This is a genomic window from Streptomyces sp. NPDC104226 (assembly GCF_055584085.1).
Window position 1 is genome coordinate 421296 of sequence record NZ_JBVJMS010000002.1, and the last position, 19078, is coordinate 440373.

The following is a 19078-nucleotide window of genomic DNA, read 5'->3' on the forward strand; positions in this document are numbered from 1 at the left end:
CGGCTGCCTACGGCTTCTCGTCCAGGCCCTGCGGCAGTCGGCCGGTGTGGAGCACCGTGAGGGTCTGGGTCGCGCGCGTCAGGGCGACGTAGAGGTCGCTGGGCTCGTGGTCCGCCGGTTCCACGACGACGACCGTGTCGAACTCCAGGCCCTTGGCCTGCCGCGGTGCGAGCAGGACCACCGGGCGGGTGAGGTCGGGCTCCTCCCCCGCCCGTACGCCCGGCAACGCGGCCGCCAGCTCCTCGTGCAGCGGGCGCGGGGCGATCACCGCGAGGCGTCCTTCGGCCCGCGCGCCGTCCCGAACGGCCTCGGCCACCGCCGCGGCCAGGTCGCCGGTCCGCTCCACCCGGGGCGGCCGCCCCGTGGAACGGACCGAGCTCGGCGGCTCGAAGCCCGGGTGGCGGGCCCGGAGCACGGCTGCCGCCAGCTCCATGATCTCGGCGGGCGTGCGGTAGTTGACGGCGAGGCGCACGAGCTCCCAGCGGTCTTCCACGTAGGGCGCCAGGATCTGCTGCCAGGAACCGCACCCGGCCTCGTCCCCGGTCTGGGCGGGGTCGCCCACCAGCGTCATGGAACGGGTCGGGCAGCGCCTCATGAGCAGGCGCCAGGCCATCGCGGACAGTTCCTGCGCCTCGTCCACGATGACGTGCCCGAAGGCCCAGGTGCGGTCGGCGGCGGCCCGTTCCGCCGCGCTGCGGTGGTCGGCCTCCTCCTGCCGCTCCGCCATCCGCTCGGCGTCGATGATGTCGTGGGCCGCGAGGTACTCGTTCTCCGCGTCCTCGAACTCGTACGACTCCGACCCGGCCGACAGGTCCAGGACGCCCTGTGCGTACGCGACGCGTTCGAGGCGCTCGCGCTCCTCGGCGGCGCGTCGCGCGGTGTCGTCGACTCCCAGCAGTTCGGCGGCCTCGTCGAGCAGCGGGACGTCGGCCGGGGTCCAGTCCGTCTCGCCCGTCGTCGTACGCCGGATCAGCGCGGCCTCCCGCTCGGGGAGGTACGTGGGCTCGGCGAGGTAGTCGGCGATCAGCTGCCGGGGCGTCAGCGGGGGCCACAGCGTGTCGATGGCCGCGTGCACGTCGGCGCTGGTCGCGATCTCCTTGCCCAGCTGGGCGACGTCGTCGGGGCCGAGCAGGTTGGGGCCGCCGTAGGGGTCGGCGCCGAGCCGGTCGGCGAGCTGTTCGGTCAGGGCGTCGATGATCCGGAAGGCGAAGTAGGGGCGTGCCAGGTTGTGCGGCAGACCGGTGGCGCGGGCCCGGTCGCGGGCATCGTGGGCCATGGTCCGGTCGAGCAGCAGCGTCCCGTAGTCGTCGTGGTCGATCTCCAGGGCCGGTTCGGGGACCACGTCGGCGTCCTCGCCGCTGCCCGCGGGCACGGTCTCCGGCAGCGCCTGCCGGTCGCGCACGACGCGGGCGAGGATCCCGGCCATCTCCGCGCGCCCCTTGACGGCGGCGGCGCCGGGGTGGTCGGCGGCGGTGGCGCGCACGCCGGGGAACAGCTCGCCCGGGGTGGCGAGCAGGACCCCCGTCTCGCCGAGGGCCGGCAGGACCTGGCCGATGTAGCCGAGGAAGGCCGGGTTCGGCCCGACGATCAGCACGCCTCGCTTGGCGAGCAGCTCGCGGTGGGCGTAGAGCAGGTAGGCCGCCCGGTGCAGGGCCACGGCGGTCTTGCCGGTGCCCGGGCCGCCCTCCACGACGAGGATGCCGCGGTGGGTGGAGCGGATGATGCGGTCCTGCTCGGCCTGGATGGTCTGCACGATGTCGTGCATCCGGCCGGTCCGGGCGGCGTCGAGTGCGGAGAGCAGCACGGCGTCCGCGTCGGTCCCCTCGTGACCGGTGCGTTCGGTGTCGGCGAGGTCGAGGATCTCGTCGTGCAGGGCGGTGACCTCGCGGCCCCGGGTGGTGATGTGGCGGCGCCGGCGCAGCCCCATGGGGGAATGACCGGTCGCGAGATAGAACGGGCGAGCGACATCGGCCCGCCAATCGAGTACGAGAGGGGTGCGCTCCCGGTCGCCCTGCCTGATTCCAATGCGGCCGATGTGGTGGTCCGAGCCGTCGGAGAACTCCAGCCGGCCGAAACACAGGCCGCTTTCGCCGGAGTTCAGAGCGGAAAGCAGACCGGACTGTTCGGCGACCACGATGTCCCGTTCCAGTCGCGCCTGGAACCCGCTGCCGACTTCCCTGAGCGCACCCTGAACGGCACGTTCGGCCTGGTCACGCAGGTCGTCGAGGCGTACGTAGAGATCCGTGATGAATTGCTGTTCATTCCGGAGTTCTTCGGTTGACAATTCCACTCCTGACGCGGTACGGTGTCCCCATAAGCTTTTTCACGTCTTGGCTCCGCCTTGATGTGAAACATCAAATATACGCAGACGAACACCCCGGCCGTCAATCGGTCCGGGGTGTTTTTGCGTGGTGTTCATATACGGGCGGTATTCACTCGGTGCGCCGCGCCTCCTACGGCGCGCGGGCGGCGAGGGTCGCCGGTTTGACCGCGTCGGGGCCGTAGCGCTCCCGGGCCCGGTCGGCGGCCGCCTCGACGGCGAGGGCCCGTTCGTCGGCCGGGTCGAGGCTGAGCTGGCGCCTGGCCTCCGAGGCGGGGCGCAGGGCTTCGGCGCGGAGGTCGAAGGAGCGTACGCGGGCCCGTTGGAGGCCGAGCAGACCGTAGAGCTCGTAGGCGACGCCCGCCAGGGGGCCGGTGTGGTGGGTGGGCTCGGTCAGGGTGCGGGTGCGGGTGGTCGTGGTGCGGTCGGCGTAGCGGACGGTGAGGGCGAGGCCGGCGGTCACCTGTTCCTCGTCGCGGAGCCGGGCGCCGAGCCGGTGCGCGAGGTCGAGGAGGGCCCGGCGGTGCAGGTCCGTGTCGAGGCAGTCGGCCTCGAACGGGTGGTGGGTGGTCAGGGACTTGGGGACGGGGCGGGCCTCGACCGGGCGGAGGTCCTCGCCCTGGGCGCGGGCGTGCAGGGCCCGGCCGGTGGCCGAGCCGAAGATGCGGGTCAGCGTGGGCAGCGGTGCGTCGGCGAGGTCTCCGATCGTGTGCAGCCCGTACGCGGCCAGGGTGGCGGCGGTGGCCGGGCCGACTCCGTAGAGCGCTGCGACGGGGCGGGGGCGCAGCCAGGCGGTGACCTCCTCCTCGGCGAGGACGGTGGTGGCGCCGAGGGGGGTGAGGGCGGCCGTCATCGTGGCGAGCATCCGGTTGGGTGCGATCGCGCAGGTCGTCCGCACGCCGTGCAGCCCGACGGTCCGCATCCGCAGGACGGCCGCCAGGGCCTCGGCGTCGCGCTGCCAGTAGCGCAGGGCTCCGGTGATGTCGAGGTGGGCGGCGTCGGGCGGGATCGGCTGGACCCGGGGGGTGATGTCGGCCGCCATGTCGAGGAGTTGGGCGTAGAGGCTGGTGGCTGGGGCTGCGGCTGCGGCGGGGCCCGGGCCGGCGCCGAGATCCGTACCGGGATCCGTCCGCGGGTCCGCACCCGGATCCGCGCCGGGGCCGGTCCCGTAGGGGAAGTGGAACTGGGCGTGGAGGATCTGCTGCACCGCGGTCACCCCGCCGAGCCGGGGCTGGTGTAGCCGAGGGACGTGAGGTCGGCGGCGCGGGTGCCCGCGGGCTGGAGGTCCGCGTACGGGTGGAGGCGGGCTCCGCTGGTGCCGTTGGCGAGGGTGCGCGGCCGGGCGGGGCCCTGGGCGGGCGTGGGGGCCGGGTCGGCGCGGCCGAGCAGGGCGAGTGCGGCTTCGGGGCCCTGGTCGCGGCGGGCGGCCGCGATCTCCTCGAGGTTCCAGACCATCTGGCCGACCACCGTGCGGCGCGGCCCGCGGGCCTCGACGGTGCCGCGGACCAGGAGCAGACCGGAGTGGAAGACCGTGTGGGCGCAGGCCGCGTGGCTGTCTTCGAAGAACGCGATGTCGACGAGGCCCCGGCCGTCCTCCAGGGTCACGAAGATGACCCTCTTGCCCGAAGGGATCGGCGGTGTCTGCGTCGAGGCGCGGACTCCGGCGACCAGGACCCGCTGCCCGGGGCGCATCGCGCCCAGGTGGGCGGAGTCGACGGCGCCGATCTCGCGGAGCAGCCGGTGGTGGTGCTCCATGAGGTGCTGGGAGACGTCGATCGACAGGACTTCGATCTCGGCGTTGAGGGCTTCGCGGCTGGTCATCTCCGGCAGCCCCGACGGTGCGGCGGTGACGAGTGCCCCGCCGAGGGCGAGTTGTCCGTCGACCGCGCGCCCCCGGGTGTGGCGGTGGAGCTCGGAGACCTGGAGCAGGAGGTCGCGGCGGGTGAGGGGGCCGCGCAGGGCGTCGAGGGCGCCGATCCGGATCAGGCGCTCGGCGGTCGGGAGCGCCGGGCGGGCCCGCTCCCAGAAGTCCTGCAGCGAGGCGTAGGGCCGGCCGGCGGCGATGCGGGCCACTTCCCCGTCGCCGGTTCCCTTCACCGTCGACAGCGAGAGCCGTACCGCCCAGGCCCCGTCCGCCGTCCGCTCGACGCGGTGGTCGGGCGCGGAGTGGTTGACGTCCACGGGGAGCACGGGCACGCCGTGGCGGCGGGCGTCGGAGACGATCACGCGGGCGGGCCACATCCCGGGGTCGTGCTCCAGCAGCCCGGCGTAGAGGGCCGCGGGATGGTGGGCCTTGAGCCAGGCCGACTGGAGGGCGGGCACGGCGAAGGCGACGGCGTGCGCACGGCAGAACCCGTACGCCCCGAACGCGGCGACGATCTCCCACACCTCGTCGAGCACCTCCCGGCCGTAGCCGCGGGCGCCCGCCCGCTGACGGAACCACGCCTCCACCCGGGGCAGCCGGTCGGGGCCCGCGAGGGCGCGGCGCGCGATCTCGCCGAGCGCCCGGTCGCAGCCGGTCATCACCGCGAAGATGTCGATGATCTGCTCGTGCCAGATGGTCACGCCGTAGGTGTCGGCGAGTACGGGCTCCAGGTCGGGGTGCGGGAAGCGGGGAGCGGCGCCGTGCCGGGCGGCGATGTAGAGGGCGGGCATGCCGCCCTTGACCGGCCCGGGCCGGAACAGGCTGATGTCGGCGATGACGTCCTGGACCCCGCGCGGCTGGAGGCGGCCGACGAGGTCCTGCTGGCCGGGGCTCTCCAGCTGGAACATGCCCACGGTCCGGGCCTGCCTGATGAGCTCGAACGCGTCGGGGTCGTCCAGCCGGACGTGGTCGGGGTTGTCGAGGTCGAGCTGGCGGCCGGTGGTGCGGCAGATCTCGGCGACGGCGTGCGCCATCGCCGACTGCATGCGCACGCCGAGCACGTCGAGCTTCACGAGCCCGAGGTCTTCGACGTCCTCCTTGTCCGCCTGGACCATCGGGTACCGCCCGCCCGGGGTGGGCTGCACCGGGAGCCGGTCCAGGAGGGCGGCGTCGGAGAGGATCACTCCGCACGGGTGCATGGCGTAGCCGCGCGGCAGGGCGTCCAGGCCTTCGGCCAGCTCCCACAGCAGGCCGTACGAGTCGGCCTCGGCGGCCAGTTGCTTGAGTTCGGGGAGCTCCGCGAGGGCGCCGCGGATGTCGCAGGCCCGGATGTGCGGGAAGGACTTCGCGATCGTGTCGACGGTCTGCGGGGCCAGGCCGAGGGCGAGGCCCGTGTCGCGCAGGGCGTGCCGGGCCCGGTAGGTCTCCGGCATCGAGGCGACGGCCACCCGTTCGGTGCCGAACCGTTCGATGATCCGGTCGTAGACCTCCAGCCGGCGGGCCGACTCCACGTCGAGGTCGATGTCGGGGAGCGAGCGGCGGCGGACGCTGAGGAAGCGTTCGAAGAGCAGGTGGTGTTCGAGGGGGTTGGCCGTGGCGATGAAGAGGGCGTGGTTGACCATGCTCCCGGCGCCGGATCCGCGGGCGGCGACCCGGATGCCCAGGGCCCGGATGTCCGTGACGACCTGGGCGACCGCCAGGAAGTAGGACTCGAACCCCAGCTTCCCGATCACGCCGAGCTCGTACTCCAGCCGCCGCACCGCCTGCCGGTCCCGGTCCAGGCCGCGCGCGAACATCCCCTCCGCACAGCGCCGGCGCAGCAGGGCCGCGGCCTCGTCCGGTCCGGGTCCGGCGCCCACCGACTGCGGCTCGGGGAAGCTGGACCGCGCGTGGGCGGGGCCGATGCCGATGCCGAGGTCGGCCACCGGGTCGACGGTGCACAGCTCTGCCGTACGCACGGTCTCCGCGAGCAGCTCCGCCGCCCGGGCCGGGTCCGAGGCGGCGCCCGAGCCGGCGCCCGGGCCGGTGGCCGCGGCGATCTGCTGGGCGGCGCACGCCATCGCGTCCGGCCCCTTCAGCCAGCGCTCGCCGCAGTCCAGCCGTCGGCGGTCGACGGGGCGCAGCAGCCGGGCGGAGTCCAGTACGTCGGCGATGCGGTGCTGGGCGGGGTCGGCGTAGCGGACGGCGTTGGTGAGGACCGCCGGGATGCCGAGCCGGTCGGCCAGCCCCAGCGTGCGGGCGGCCAGCCGCAGCGATCCCGGTCCCGTGCCGGGCAGCCCGTACCAGAGCACCTCCAGCCGCAGCCCCGGGCCCGCGACCTCCCGCCACGGGGCGAGCAGCCGCTCGGCCAGGTCGGGCCGGCCGGCCGCGAGGGCGCGCACGGGCTCGGACACGGGGCCGAGCATGACCACCAGCCCCTGGTCCGCGTACCGCTCCAGCACGGACCAGGACACGACGGGCGGGGCGGGGGCGGCGCCCTCCCCCGCTCCCCCGTGAGCGGCGGAGACCAGGCGGCACAGCCTGGCCCATCCGCCGGCGTCCTGCGCGAGGAGGGTGACCCGCAGCGAGGGCTCGACGACGTACGCACCACCCCGCGCGGGCGTCCGCGGTCGCGCCCCGACGGGGACGGCGGTTCCAGCGGCAGGGCCGACGGCGACATCGACCCCGAACACCGGCCGGACCCCCGCCCGAGCCGCCGCCTTCGCGAACCGGACCGCCCCCGCGACGGTGTCGCGATCGGTGAGCGCAAGGGTCCCGACACCCCGCTCGGCGGCACGTTTCACCAGGTCAGAAGGGTGAGAGGCGCCGTACCGGGCCGAGTAGCCACTCGCGGCATGAAGGTGCACACCCACACCCATGGGCCACCTCCGATCGCCGGACCACCCCTTTCCAGCCACCCTGACCAGATACGACCACCGTATCGAACAAAATTCGAACAACGCGACTCTTCGTGTTCGCGGCATGATCCCCACCGCGTGTCTGTGACTGAACGCGCTAGTTGGCAGAGCACGCTTGTTGGCACTGAGCGTTCCAGTTGGCCCTGCGGCGCCATTGCAGCCCAGCGCACTGTGACGCCCGGACCTGATGGAAAATCGATCGACGACCCTGCGCTCCATGGGTGAGCATGCGTGGCTACGCCACGCTGACCGGAGGCTTTGTGGGATCCAGAGACGCCGACATCGACTTCATGTTCACGCGCCCGACCACCGTGCGCGCGGTCGTGGATGCCCTCACCGGGGCGGGCTGGTCGGTTGAGGACCCTGCCGGGGTTGTCGCCCACATGATCAACGACGCGGATGACAACTACGAGTGGTACGCCAGCTCCCCCGAAGACATCGACGAGGTCCTGGTCCGCCTGGACGCGCCCGGCACCCTGCCGTACACCGTGGCCGTCAACGTCTACCACCCGCAAGCCGGGACCGGCGGGATGTTCATGTTCATGCCCGGCCGCAAGGAAGCCCTCTTCTCACCCGGCATCGACCGCCGGCACATCCCGGCGGCGCCCGCGTTCACCGACCTCGCCTGGTACTTGCACGCCCTCGTACCCGCCCTCGCCGCGGCAGGGCTCGAAGGGTACGAGGCCAAAGAGATCAAGTACTGAGCAGAGCGACCGGGCCTTGATCATGCGGCCCACGCTGTGCATCGCAGGTGTCCATCGGTGCCAGGTACGGCGCTCAGTCGGTCCGCGGAGCCACCGGCATGTTCGGCCAGTCGAAGCCCGCCCCCGCCGACGCCCCGGACGCCGACCGCCTCGCCGCTCGCTTCGGCCGCACCATCTGATCCGAGCACGCCACCCGGCTCAGAACCTGAGCGTCGTAGCTGGGCCGCAGGGCAGATACCGGACCTGTCATCCGGTGGCGTGCAAGGTGCGGTGGGCGGTGGCGCGGAGGTGGTCCAGGACGTCGGGGTCGGCGTCGAGCGTGTAGTCGGCGGGGAGACCGGTCAGGGTCTGGGCGATGCGGGGGAGGGCATCGTCGGAGGCGTCGACGATGCAGGTGGCCTCGTCGACGGGGCGGATGCGGGTGGCCAGGTGGCGGGTGTGCGCGCGGACGTGGTCGGCCGGGGCGTGGACGGTGGCGATGGCGCGGTGGCGTGTGGGGGCGGCGGACAGTTTCGCGGCGACGAAGGCGGCGGGGTCGTCGCCGGGCGGAACGCGGGCGGGAACGCGGCGGCCGGTGACCGTGACGGCGGTGATGCGGTCCAGGCGGAAGATGCGCCAGTCGTCCCGGTCGGTGTCGTGAGCGAGGAGGTACCACAGGTCGCCGGAGGCGACGAGGTGCTGTGGTTCGACACGGCGCGGGGCGGCCCGGCCGGTGCGGGTGGCGTAGTCGAAGGTGATGATCTCGTGGTCGCGGCACGCAACGGCAAGGGTGGCCAGGAGGGTGGGGTCGGCGCGGGGGCCCCGGGTCTCCCAGGGGATGCCGGCGACGGTTTGCTGGAGAGCGGTGACCTGGGCGCGCAGGCGGCGGGGAAGGACCTGTTCGAGTTTGCCCAGGGCTCGCAGGGCGGTCTCCTCGATGCCGGTCAGGCCGCCTGCGGCGGTGCGCAGGGCGACGGCGATGGCGACGGCCTCGTCGTCGTCGAGGAGGAGCGGGGGCAGGTCGGTGCCGGCGGCGAGCCGGTAGCCGCCGGCGTGGCCGCGGGCGCTGTCGACGGGATAGCCCAGGTCGCGCAGGCGGTCGATGTCGCGGCGGACGGTGCGGACGGTCACCGCCAGGCGGTCGGCGAGGTCGGCACCGGACCACTCCCGGCGGGTCTGCAGCAGGGACAGCAGGCGCAGCATCCGGCCGGTCATGTCGCTCGTCATGACCTCCACTATGACCGAGTCAAAGGACAGATCCTGTCCTGAAAGGGTCCTACCGTGGAGCTGTCAAAGCGCACCAAAACGGAAGGTATCCCCATGAAGATCGCAGTCCTCGGCACCGGTGGGGGCGCACGCGCGCACGCGGGCAAGCTTGTCGAGCTCGGGTACGAGGTGTTCGTCGGCACCCGGGACCCGGAAGCCACCCTTGCCCGTACCGAGCCGGACATGATGGGCAACGTGCCCTACGGCCAGTGGCTCGCCGAGCACTCCGGCATCACCCTCGCGTCCTTCGGGGACGCGGCGGCAGCCGCCGACGAGGTGGTCGTCAACGGCATCGACGGCCACAACGCCGTCGCTGCCCTGACCGCCATCGCCGACCGGCTCGCCGGCAAGACGCTGATCGACTACGCCGTCCCCTACCTCTACCGGCACCAGAGCGAGCACCCCTGGCCCACCCCGTGGGGCGTCATGCCGAAGCTGGACCCCTGCGACACCGACAGCCTCGGCGAGCAGATCCAGCGCGCCCTGCCCGAGGTGAAGGTCGTCAAGAGCTTCGTCACCCAGGAGCAGACCACCGTCGTCAACCCGGCCTCCGTCGGCGGTGGTGACCACACCATGTTCGTCGCAGGCGACCACTCCGAAGCCAAGCAGCAGGCCACCGACCTGCTGAAGTCCTACGGCTGGACCGATGTTCTCGACCTCGGCCCCCTGGTGTGTGCCCGCGGCATGGAGATGTACGCCCACATGCACTCCGCCATCGGCTTCGGCCTCGGCCAGCAGTTCGGCGGCCACTTCGGCATCAAGGTCGTGCGCTGACCCACCCCGCCCGCACCCGGCCGCCCCGCTGAGCCGGACAACCCGCCGCGTACCGACCCTGCCGCCACAGATGCGGGGTCGGGTCGCCGCTCAGCCCTGCCATCGCACCCCTGCCCTCAAGGGGCCGTGCCACCAGATGGAGAACCCTCTTGACCCGCACCGGCCCGGCACCCCTGGACGGCACGATCATGTGCCACGCCATGTGGCCCGCGACGGCCGCGAGCTGGCCGACCTCTACGCCGCCGCCCTGGGCACCGAAGCGGCGCGGCAATCCGCTTGGTGCAGATGGCCACCGGCTGGAGGCCGCACGACGCCGCAAGACACCTCAGCGTTCCGCCCGGTACCTATGCCGCGACGAGTCTCGCAATCCGCCGCTGTGTGGAGCCGGGCCCGGCCTCTCTGGGGGTTTTCCCCCAGAGGTCTCGGAGGACAGCCCCGTTACGGCGTCGGTACCCGGTCCATAGCGTGGAACGCGTCAGATCAGGAGCCGTATCGCCGGCACATCAGCAAGGACCCCATGAACGTCGTTCTCGAACTGGATCACGTCTGCCGCAGCTACGGCCGCGGGCCGGACGCCGTCCATGCACTGCGTGATCTCGACGTCCGCTTGCAGGCCGGCACCCTCATTGCGGTCGTGGGGCCCTCCGGTTCCGGCAAGTCGACCTTCCTGCAGTGCGCGGCCGGGCTGGACCGGCCGACCTCGGGCACTGTGCGGCTGGCCGGTCGGGAGATCAGCGGGATGCGGGAGCGTGAGTTGACCCGGCTGCGGCGTGGGCGCATCGGCTTCGTGTTCCAGTCCTTCAACCTGCTGCCCGCGCTGACCGTGCAGGAGAACGTGCTGCTCCCACTGCGCCTCGACGGCAAGCCGCGCGACCCCGAGCGGGCACGCCGCATGCTGGCCCGCGTCGGCCTCGACGGATGCGAGAACCGGCGGCCCGACGAGCTGTCCGGCGGACAGCAACAGCGCGTCGCGATCGCCCGCGCGCTCATCACGGAGCCGGACATCGTCTTCGCGGATGAGCCCACGGGAGCGCTCGACCAAGAGACCGCCTCCGGGGTCCTCGCTCTGCTGCGCGAAGCGGTCAGCGAGCACGCGGCGACGGTCGTCGTCGTCACCCACGATCCGGCGGTGGCGGGCACGGCGGACCGTCTGCTGCGGCTCTCGCAGGGCCGCCTGGTCCAGGACACCACTTCGGCCCTGCCCGCCGCAGGGGTGCGAGCATGAGCCTGTTCAAACCGACGGGGCTGGCCACAGCCTCGGTAAAGGCCCGTCCCTCCGCATTCGCCGGTACGTTCGCTGCCCTGGTCTTCTCGGCCACGATCACCACCGCCTGCGTGGCCATGGCCGTGTCCGCCTCGCGCGTGCCCGCCTCCCCACAGCAGGCCGAGCTCTACGACACGGGCATCGCCTTCAGCAACCTCACCGTCTACATGGCCATCTTCGTCATCGGCCAGGTGATGTCCCTGGCCGTGGCCCAGCGCGGCCGCGAGAGCGCGCTGCTGCGGGCGATCGGTGCCGAACCGAAGCAGATCCGTCGCATGGTGGCGATGGAGGCGCTGTGGATCTCGCTGCTCGCGCTGCCCGTCGGTTACGGGCTCGGCGCGCTGCTCGCCCACATCTGGTTCGACGGCTTGGCCGCGGGCGGCATGGCCCCCGATGGCATGGTGATGGGTGTCGGCCTGATCCCCCTGTTCACCACGGCCGGTGTCCTGGTGGTCTGTTCCCAGCTGGGCGGGAAGATCGCAGCCTGGCGCGCCTCGCGAATCCGCCCGTCAGCGGCCCTGGCCGATTCGGCGGTACCGGGCAGCGGCCGGTCCGGCCGAATCCGTGCCGCCGCGTCACTGGTCTTCCTCACGGGTGCGTGCGTGCTTTCGGTGATCGCGGGCGTGAGCCCGGCCAAGGACGCGGGGTCCGAGATCCCCGTCGTGCTGCTCGCCTACCTCGTCGCGATCGGCCTGGGCGGCCCCTGGATCGGGCGGTTGGCGACCGCCGTCGCCACGCCGCTGCTCCGCCGCTACGCAGGTGTGGCCGGTGAGCTGGCCATTGCGGGGGCCCGTGCACGCTCGCGCCGCCTCGCGGCGGCGATCACACCGATCGCGATGATGACGGCCTTCGCGGTGGCCCAGTTCGTGACGCTGGCCGGGGCCGCGGAGATGGACCGGATGGCGGTGTTCGGAACCCTCCTCTACGCGGGCTTCACCGCGGTCGTGGCCGCGAACACGCTGGTGATGCTGACCCTGGAGAGGCTGCGCGAGTTCTCCCTTCTGCGGATAGTGGGTGCCCAGAAGCGGCAGGTCACGGCAGTCGTGGTGGCCGAGAGCGCGATCACGGCCCTCGCGGGCCTGGGCGCCGGAACGCTGGCCGCGCTCGCGGTCCTCGTCCCGCTGGGGCAGAAGGTCGGCACGCCGGTGTCGGGACTGCCGGTCTGGGTCTGGGCGGCGATGCTGGTCAGCGGGGCCGCTCTCGTCCTGGCCGCGTACTGCGCACCGCTGGCGCGGATGCTGCGCGTACGGCCCATCGACGGCGTTGCCCGGCGCAGCGCATGAGGAGCCGCCATGACCAAGGCCATGGGCCCGCGGGGTCAAGGAAGGCAGGAGAGGACGGTGCGATGAGTGAACCACGCGCCACCCGCACCGTATCGGCCCTCCGGGCCGCACTGACCGCGCCGTTCTCACGGCAGGCGTGGCAGGAGACGGCGTACTGCCTGCTGTCCTTCATCCCCAACCTGGTGGGATTCACCCTCATCGCCGTGATCCTCGTGGCCCTCGGCTGTGCTCTCACCCTCACCGTGCTCGGCGCGGTGCCCGGCCTGCTCTTCCTGGTGGCCGGCCTCTCACTCGCCCGGGGCATGGGGACACTGCAGCGCCGCCTCGCCCGGCAGCTGCTCGGCGAGCACATCGCAGCACCGCACCGGCCGCAAGCCGGCTGCGGACGAGCCAAGGGCATCAAGGCACGCCTCCAGGACGTCACCGCGTGGCGCGCGGTGGCGTACGTCATGGTGAAGCTGCCGGTAGCGGCCCTCGGGCTGTGGGCGGTGTCGTGCTGGGTGATCGGCGCGCTGCACGTCATCGCGCCGCTGCGCTGGGCGGCCGGGCAGCACGACTTCAGCCTGCTCTCGCCCTTTCCCGGTCTCAGGCTGAGCCCGCACTCGCTCGGCGCCGCCTTCGTGGCGACCGCTTTCGGCTGCGCGATCCTGCTGGCCGCGCCCTGGCTCACCCGTGCCGTCGTCGTCCTGGACCGCCAGCTCCTGCGCGCCCTGCTCGGTCCAGCCGCCTTCGACGAGCGGGTACGCACCCTGGAGGAGACACGCGCCCTAGCCGTCGACGACGCCGCCGAGCGGCTACGCCGTCTCGAGCGCGACCTCCACGACGGCGCGCAGGTCCGCCTCGCGGCCCTGGCGATGAGCCTGGACATGGTGCGCGAGCAGCTCGACGACCGCGACCGTCCCGAGCTGCACCGCTTGGTCGAGACCGCCCGTGACAACGCCGCCGAAGCCCTGACCGAGCTGCGAGACCTCTCCCGAGGCCTGCATCCGCCGGCCCTCGACGCCGGCCTGCCGGACGCCCTGACCACGCTCGCCGCACGGGCCGCGCTGCCCGTCGACGTGACTGTGGACGTCACCGACCGCCCCACCCCTGCCATCGAGGCCCTGGCCTACTACTGCGTGTCCGAGCTGCTCGCCAACGCCATCAAACACAGCGGGGCGCGTGCCTGCAGCATCGAGGTGTCCACCGGGGACGGGACACTGCGTCTGAGGGTCGGCGACGACGGCCGCGGCGGCGCGCACCTCACCCATGACGGCGGTCTGACCGGACTGGCTCAGCGCGCACGCACGGTCGACGGTGAACTGAGCATCCACAGCCCCCATGGGGGTCCCACCACCATCAACGTGAGGCTCCCGCTCCATGCCTGAAGACCACCAGGTGGTGTGCGAGGCTGCACCTATGCGCGTAGTGATCGCCGAGGATGCCGCAGTACTGCGTGAACTGCTGAGCCAGATGCTGACCATGCGCGGCCACCAGGTCGCGGCCGCGGTCGCGGACGCCGACGCACTTCGCACGGCCGTCGCCGAGCACCGGCCCGACATCGCCGTCGTGGACATCCGGATGCCGCCGACCCACACCGACGACGGGCTGCGCGCGGCGATCGACATCCGCCGGCAGCACCCCGGAACCGGTGTCCTGCTCTTCTCCCAGTACGTCGAGACGAAGTACGCGACCCGGCTGCTCGCGCAGGGCTCAGCGGGTGTGGGCTACCTGCTCAAGGAACGGGTAGCCAACGTCGCGGAGTTCACCGACGCGCTCGAACGCGTAGCAGCCGGCGGCACCGCGCTCGACCCGGAGGTCGTCACCCAACTGGCCGGAGCAGGCCGCCGCGCCGAGGAGCTGCGGGTACTGACCGACCGCGAGCGCAGCGTCCTTTCCCTGATGGCCGAGGGCCGCTCAAACTCCGCCATCGCCCAGAACCTGCACGTCTCCGCGGGTACGGTCGAAAAGCACGTCGCAGCCATCTTCGCCAAGCTGGAACTTCCGGTGTCAGAAGACCACAACCGCCGCGTCCTGGCTGTCATCCGCATGCTCCACCAGGACCCGAGGCACTGAGCCGCGGCCCCCTCCCCCCTCCATCACAGCGAGCCGCCACGGCCCCCGGCACCGCATGCTCTGGGCGCATCAACAGGCCGACTCCGATGCTCAGAATCAGCCTGGTGGCGGCCGCACGGGAAAGCTCGTCCGCTCGTGTCGAGCAGGGCAACCGGTGCCTCGGCCGTGGGTCCAGGCGTGAAGGGATCAGCGCAGCACCAGAGCGCCGGGCACCTGCCGGTCGAGGATCTCGACGAGCCAGTCGAAGACGGTCGGGCCCTCGCTGCCACGCGCCGCGGCAAGCTCCTTAGCCACCCTGGGGCGGTTCATGTGGTGGCAGCGCCCCAGGCGGAGCCCCAGTTGACGGGCTGTCTCTGCGTACCCGAGGGCTTGCTGCGAGTAGGCATGGTCGTGCCACTCCACAGTGAAATCATCGTCGTCCGGCGTGCCGAATCCGCCCCTCAGGCAGTCGTTGAAGCATCGAGGCTCCGTCCGAAGTAGCCGCCGGGGCCGTTGACCGCCTCGCCCATGACCAGCCAGAAGTCCTCCAGAGAGCGAATCCGGCTGCCATCCAGTACGTAGATCATTGTCACGCCGTGACGTTAAACGACGCCCTGGCATCTGCGCATCGGAGTTGTCCATCCGGGCCACCTTGGATGCTCAGTCACACTTGTTGTGACTGAGCACCCTGGTTGGCGCTCGAGCGCTTCAGTTGGCACCTTGAGCGCGATACCTGGCGAGCGCGCCAGGGCGGACAAGGCGGGGGTAAGACGTGGCAGTGTGCTTCGAATTGGTAGCGGACTTCGGCGACGACGTTGAGGCGGCCAAGGCGGCTGCGCGCGTTGAGCCCTGGCCGTACACACTTCCCGCGGGCACGCATCGGATCCCGCTGCACCGCCCCATGCTGTCGACCGATGGGCCCTCCGTGCAGCTCTCCGTCCTGCCGGTAGCTGTCGGCTATGGAGTCTTGGCCGATGGCAGCCTGCCGAGATTCGAACTCACTGACGAGGAGCTGAAGGAACTGGAACGGGGCCTCTACGCATTGCTCTCGCGGTTCGATGGCTACGTCACCGCCATGGTCGGCTGGGACCCGGAGTCCTTCCTCGACATTGACGAACTGACGACCGGCTGGTCGCAGGAACTCGTCGACGGCACTCTGTCCGGCCTGGTCCTCTCCGACCGTCTCCGATCTCGACTCTCCCTCGGACCGGCATGGGTCCCCTTCCGCCCGGGCTATCTATGGATCCCCCATGCCACGACGTGATCCACGCCGTCCACAGCGGCGGAAGCGTTGTGCACTCCAGATGACGAACGGCGCCACCTAGCGCGCACAGTCACAGTATGAGGACGGGAACAATCGCGGGCGCATGCGGTACACGCTGAGCGAGACAGAGCACGGTCGCGCCTGGGGCGTCTGCGTCGAGGCAGAGGGCCTGTTCGGAAACCCGCGGCGTGGGACGTACGAAGTGCTCGGCGGGGTACCGGACCGAGCTGAGGTGCGCGGCTGGGTCGGCAGCCGGGTCTGGCTGGTACCGGACGACGAGGCACTCGGGCCCTGGCTGCTTGAGGACGCGGAGAGCCTGGGGGCGTTCGCCGGGACGGACAGTCTCGTACTCACCGGTCTGGACGGCTACGAAGGTCCGCCGGAGGGATACACGGGCCCTGTCCGCGTGCACGACGGGCACCGATGGCTGGGCTCGTGCCAGGAGTTCGCCCGCGTCCTACCGCACGGGCAGGCGGCTCGCCCGCTCGTCCTACGAGGACTCGCCCCAGGTGATCAACTGCGGGCGGCGCTACTGAAGGGCACCCGACGGACGCTGGATCTGGAGGAAGCCTCCCTCGAGATACGAGACGACCAGGGCGAGCCGCTCGCCGAGCGCCTGCTGTGGGCCCGAGTCAGCGCCTGGCGCCCCTCCTCCTACGGGGCGGAACTCCTCGACCTGGAGCTCGACGGAGAGCCCTTCGCTCCGGTCCCCGAATACGCCCGGACCGTCTGGAAGCAATGGCTCGCCGGGCCCCCTGACACCCTGGGCGCCTGGAGCGGGCTCGACAGCCGACTCCGTGGGGCCTGGCTCGAACTCGTACAGGAGCGAGCCTGCCGACGCGCACACCACGACCGGCCGGCCGGGCACGCGTACGAACTCGACGGCCGGCACATCACCGATGAAGCGGGCCTCTACCTGGCGCTCGGCGAGGCGGTAAACGGCCCGGGCGGCTATTTCGGCAGCAGCCTGGCCGCCTTGGACGACTGCCTTGGCGGCACGTTCGGCTACACCGCCCCGGCCACTCTGCTCTGGCGGAACGCCACGATCGCACGCGAGTGCCTGTCCCAGACCCTGACAGCAGACGGACAACCTCGCGACCTGTTCTCCTCGGTCCTCGACGTCCTGGCCGAAGGGGGCATGCAGGTCACCTTGTCCCCGGCGCCACCACCGCGAGGGGTCATGGCACGGCCAGCACCCACCACTGCCGCAACGTGCGAAGGGCGCGCAGGAAGATGCGCGGACCCCGGCATACGGGACGGGCGTAGCGCCTGACGGGGTCGCCGTTCGGGAAGACGAGGTCGTCACGGCCGACGACCGTGGCTCCGTCTTTCGTCAGCCGGATCTGGTGCAGGGCGTACGCCCGGGCAGGGGTGACGGCACCCTGCTCGCTTCCTCCGAGCAGGAGCAACCGGTCACCGCGGGTCGCAAGGCCGGACGGATGGGAGACAGGCAGGGGGCGGATGCGGACTATCCCGTCGGGCGCCGTTTCGACGAGTGGTGCACTGGGCCAGTAGGTGGCGTGGACGGTGGCGTCGAAGACGTTGACCGCGTTCATGTGCGCCACATGGTGGTACGGCTCCGGTGGGTTCAGAGAGCCGGCGATGTTTCCTCTGCTGTCCCAGTGGACCAGCCCGCCCGCGCTGACGCCGTCTCCGCTGTATATCCCTTCGTCGGCGTACCCGGTCCAGAAGCCGGCCCTTCGGTCTGCGACGAGGTGTGTGAGGTGGGTTCCCAAGGAAAGCCGACGTCGAGAGCGCCCGTCCGGGCCGAAGATCTGGCCGCACGGAGCATTCGGCGCTCCGCTTCCGGAGAGGACGAACCCGCCACCCGGGAGGGCGTCGAAGGCCGTCGGGTCCACAGCCACGCCGTACAGGGTCCGCTCCCGGACCTGGCCGCGGTCGCTGATGACAACCAACGCGTCGAAGGGCATGTTCACGGGAACCGGGACGTCCCGCCCGCCCCATCTGTGGGGGAAGCGAACATCCGGGCAGATGAGCCAGAGAGCACGGCCCCACGGATCGATCGTGGAGGCCAGCACCTTCCGCTCGTCGTACTGCCGAGGCAACAGTGCGTAGGGACGCAGCGCCACCTTCGTCAAAAGATCACCTCGCGGGCGAAGGAATGCAACGCCTCATGATCACACGATCGCTCCGGGATCAGCCACGGGGCATTGCGGGTACAACACGCACTTCGGAGAGCCGGTCGCGCAGCCGGGTCAGGTACTCGGTGGAGAAGTACGTCTTGTCGGCGCCGAGTTTGACGGGTCGACACATCTGACCCGCACGCTGCCGACCCAAGTCGTATGCTCCCAGAGGGGCGAACGAGAAACGGCTCTGCAGCCGGAACCCCCTCACGACGAGGCGCGCCTCGGCACTGACCGGCGTTGGGAAGTGGCCGAGGGCAGTAGCGAGGAGAGACCCTGTGCCCACTCTGCTCTACTACCCGATGATCAAGCCCCCCATCGAGGTTCTACACCATGCATTGCTGTATTGGGACGGAATCGCTTCGCTGGTTCCGAGTGACCCAGTGATTGCAAATTCCAACTTATCGAACGAACTGAGGAATCTCAGGGACAGAGGGCTTTATCACCCACTGGATTCATCGAACTATGCACTAGTCGATGAGCACCACTATGACGTCCTGTTGGGCGAGCTGCGCAGAATCGCGGCTGCCGACAGAGGGCAATCCCAGTCAGGCCCGACCGTCTCCATGCACTACGGAAAAATCGGATATAACCTGGAGCATCAAGTCGTGAGTCTGGGGCTCGGGCACGCAGTGGGAAACTCATCAGAGCCTTGGACGCACCTGCGCTTGGCCGTAGGTCGTGACGTACGACTGCTCCTGATGGGGGCGATAGCCGCCGAGGTCGTCGCCCAATCATACGAGCGCGCCTACGTACTCCATACCGATCAGCGGTCAGCTGAGGACACTTTGCTGCGATCGCCACACGGCAGGGCAGGGGAAGGCGCCTGGCGAGTGGAACTCGGGCGACTCCTACCCAGCCCCGCCCCAGGGACACCGACAAGTGACGTTGTGGCATTTCGCGAACGCTACGCCGACGAACGGGAGCACCTGATCGGAACGACCCAGTCGCTGCTGAACAATCTTCGCAGCGACTGGGAACACCCAGCAGATGTTCTGCAGCGCATGCAAATGGAAATCACCCGAGCGCGCAAAAATTACGAGTCGGCCGCGAAGGGTGTCCGAATGTCCTGGGTCTACAAATCAGTCTCGGCGACAATTGCCATTGCCGCCACGACCGCAGGGGCATTGATGGTCCCCGATTTGGCATGGGCCGCCGCTATCGCAGGGAGCATCGGATTCAACATCGCCACACGCGAAGCCCGCACCATCCCATCTTCGCATAATGATCATGCCTATAGTTATCTCCACCGCGTGGATCGAGAGCTGGCGTAATTCGGGTTTCC

16 protein-coding genes and 1 pseudogene are annotated in these 19078 nt (G+C 71.0%); 11 read left to right on the forward strand and 6 right to left on the reverse strand.

The features are described 5' to 3' along the window. Positions 1 to 7 precede the first annotated feature (7 nt). The gene (locus ACZ60J_RS07225; RefSeq protein ID WP_469679454.1) at positions 8 to 1927 is read right to left on the reverse strand and encodes a HelD family protein; all 1920 of its coding nucleotides are present in this window, start codon (positions 1925 to 1927) and stop codon (positions 8 to 10) included. Between the two features lie 6 nt (positions 1928 to 1933). Here ACZ60J_RS07225 and ACZ60J_RS07230 point away from each other — a divergent pair, with 6 nt between their 5' ends. Beyond that, on the forward strand, positions 1934 to 2281 hold the full coding sequence (locus tag ACZ60J_RS07230; RefSeq protein ID WP_469679455.1) for a hypothetical protein: 348 nt from the start codon (positions 1934 to 1936) through the stop codon (positions 2279 to 2281). Between the two features lie 172 nt (positions 2282 to 2453). Here ACZ60J_RS07230 and ACZ60J_RS07235 read toward each other — a convergent pair whose 3' ends face one another. Beyond that, positions 2454 to 3527: a DNA polymerase Y family protein gene (locus ACZ60J_RS07235; RefSeq protein ID WP_469679456.1), complete on the reverse strand. Its 1074-nt coding sequence runs from the start codon at positions 3525 to 3527 to the stop codon at positions 2454 to 2456. Positions 3528 to 3532: 5 nt separating this feature from the next. After that, a complete protein-coding gene (locus ACZ60J_RS07240; protein ID WP_469679457.1) occupies positions 3533 to 7042 on the reverse strand; it encodes a DNA polymerase III subunit alpha in 3510 nt (1169 codons plus the stop codon). 299 nt (positions 7043 to 7341) lie between these two features. Here ACZ60J_RS07240 and ACZ60J_RS07245 point away from each other — a divergent pair, with 299 nt between their 5' ends. Both ACZ60J_RS07245 and ACZ60J_RS07250 read left to right on the forward strand, forming a co-directional pair. Next, positions 7342 to 7785 (forward strand): hypothetical protein, encoded by a 444-nt coding sequence (locus ACZ60J_RS07245; RefSeq protein ID WP_469679458.1) that lies wholly within the window; start codon positions 7342 to 7344, stop codon positions 7783 to 7785. A gap of 47 nt (positions 7786 to 7832) precedes the next feature. Further along, the gene (locus tag ACZ60J_RS07250) at positions 7833 to 7964 is read left to right on the forward strand and encodes a hypothetical protein (RefSeq protein WP_469679459.1); all 132 of its coding nucleotides are present in this window, start codon (positions 7833 to 7835) and stop codon (positions 7962 to 7964) included. A 67-nt stretch (positions 7965 to 8031) separates the two neighbouring features. Here ACZ60J_RS07250 and ACZ60J_RS07255 read toward each other — a convergent pair whose 3' ends face one another. After that, complete coding sequence (locus ACZ60J_RS07255; protein ID WP_469679460.1) at positions 8032 to 8991, reverse strand: helix-turn-helix transcriptional regulator; 960 nt, start codon at positions 8989 to 8991, stop codon at positions 8032 to 8034. Between the two features lie 93 nt (positions 8992 to 9084). On the opposite strand from ACZ60J_RS07255, the gene ACZ60J_RS07260 reads away from it, so the two are divergent. The 5 genes from ACZ60J_RS07260 (at position 9085) to ACZ60J_RS07280 (ending at position 14406) form a co-directional block, all read left to right on the forward strand. After that, positions 9085 to 9804 (forward strand): NADPH-dependent F420 reductase, encoded by a 720-nt coding sequence (locus ACZ60J_RS07260; RefSeq protein WP_469679461.1) that lies wholly within the window; start codon positions 9085 to 9087, stop codon positions 9802 to 9804. A 517-nt stretch (positions 9805 to 10321) separates the two neighbouring features. After that, the gene (locus ACZ60J_RS07265) at positions 10322 to 11029 is read left to right on the forward strand and encodes an ABC transporter ATP-binding protein (protein WP_469679462.1); all 708 of its coding nucleotides are present in this window, start codon (positions 10322 to 10324) and stop codon (positions 11027 to 11029) included. Then, positions 11026 to 12351: an ABC transporter permease gene (locus ACZ60J_RS07270; RefSeq protein ID WP_469679463.1), complete on the forward strand. Its 1326-nt coding sequence runs from the start codon at positions 11026 to 11028 to the stop codon at positions 12349 to 12351. Before ACZ60J_RS07265 ends, ACZ60J_RS07270 begins: the two co-directional genes overlap by 4 nt. 62 nt (positions 12352 to 12413) lie before the next feature. Then, positions 12414 to 13718, forward strand: a complete 1305-nt coding sequence (locus ACZ60J_RS07275; protein WP_469679464.1) for a sensor histidine kinase — start codon at positions 12414 to 12416, stop codon at positions 13716 to 13718. 31 nt (positions 13719 to 13749) lie between these two features. Further along, positions 13750 to 14406 carry a response regulator gene (locus ACZ60J_RS07280; protein WP_469679465.1) on the forward strand — a complete coding sequence of 219 codons (657 nt, stop codon included), beginning with the start codon at positions 13750 to 13752 and terminating at the stop codon, positions 14404 to 14406. 186 nt (positions 14407 to 14592) lie between these two features. On the opposite strand, the pseudogene ACZ60J_RS07285 reads toward ACZ60J_RS07280, so the two are convergent. Then, a pseudogene (locus ACZ60J_RS07285) lies at positions 14593 to 14978 on the reverse strand (barstar family protein). A gap of 374 nt (positions 14979 to 15352) precedes the next feature. Between ACZ60J_RS07285 and ACZ60J_RS07290 the strand changes: the two are divergent. Both ACZ60J_RS07290 and ACZ60J_RS07295 read left to right on the forward strand, forming a co-directional pair. After that, positions 15353 to 15649, forward strand: a complete 297-nt coding sequence (locus ACZ60J_RS07290) for a hypothetical protein (protein WP_469679466.1) — start codon at positions 15353 to 15355, stop codon at positions 15647 to 15649. 103 nt (positions 15650 to 15752) lie between these two features. Beyond that, the gene (locus ACZ60J_RS07295; protein ID WP_469679467.1) at positions 15753 to 16922 is read left to right on the forward strand and encodes a barstar family protein; all 1170 of its coding nucleotides are present in this window, start codon (positions 15753 to 15755) and stop codon (positions 16920 to 16922) included. On the opposite strand, the gene ACZ60J_RS07300 is transcribed toward ACZ60J_RS07295, so the two are convergent. Further along, entirely contained in the window at positions 16828 to 17748 is a 921-nt protein-coding gene (locus ACZ60J_RS07300; RefSeq protein ID WP_469679468.1) for a hypothetical protein, read from the reverse strand. The two genes, ACZ60J_RS07295 and ACZ60J_RS07300, sit on opposite strands and share 95 nt — an antisense overlap. 323 nt (positions 17749 to 18071) lie before the next feature. Here ACZ60J_RS07300 and ACZ60J_RS07305 point away from each other — a divergent pair, with 323 nt between their 5' ends. Beyond that, a complete protein-coding gene (locus ACZ60J_RS07305; RefSeq protein ID WP_469679469.1) occupies positions 18072 to 19067 on the forward strand; it encodes a DUF6236 family protein in 996 nt (331 codons plus the stop codon). Positions 19068 to 19078: the final 11 nt, after the last annotated feature.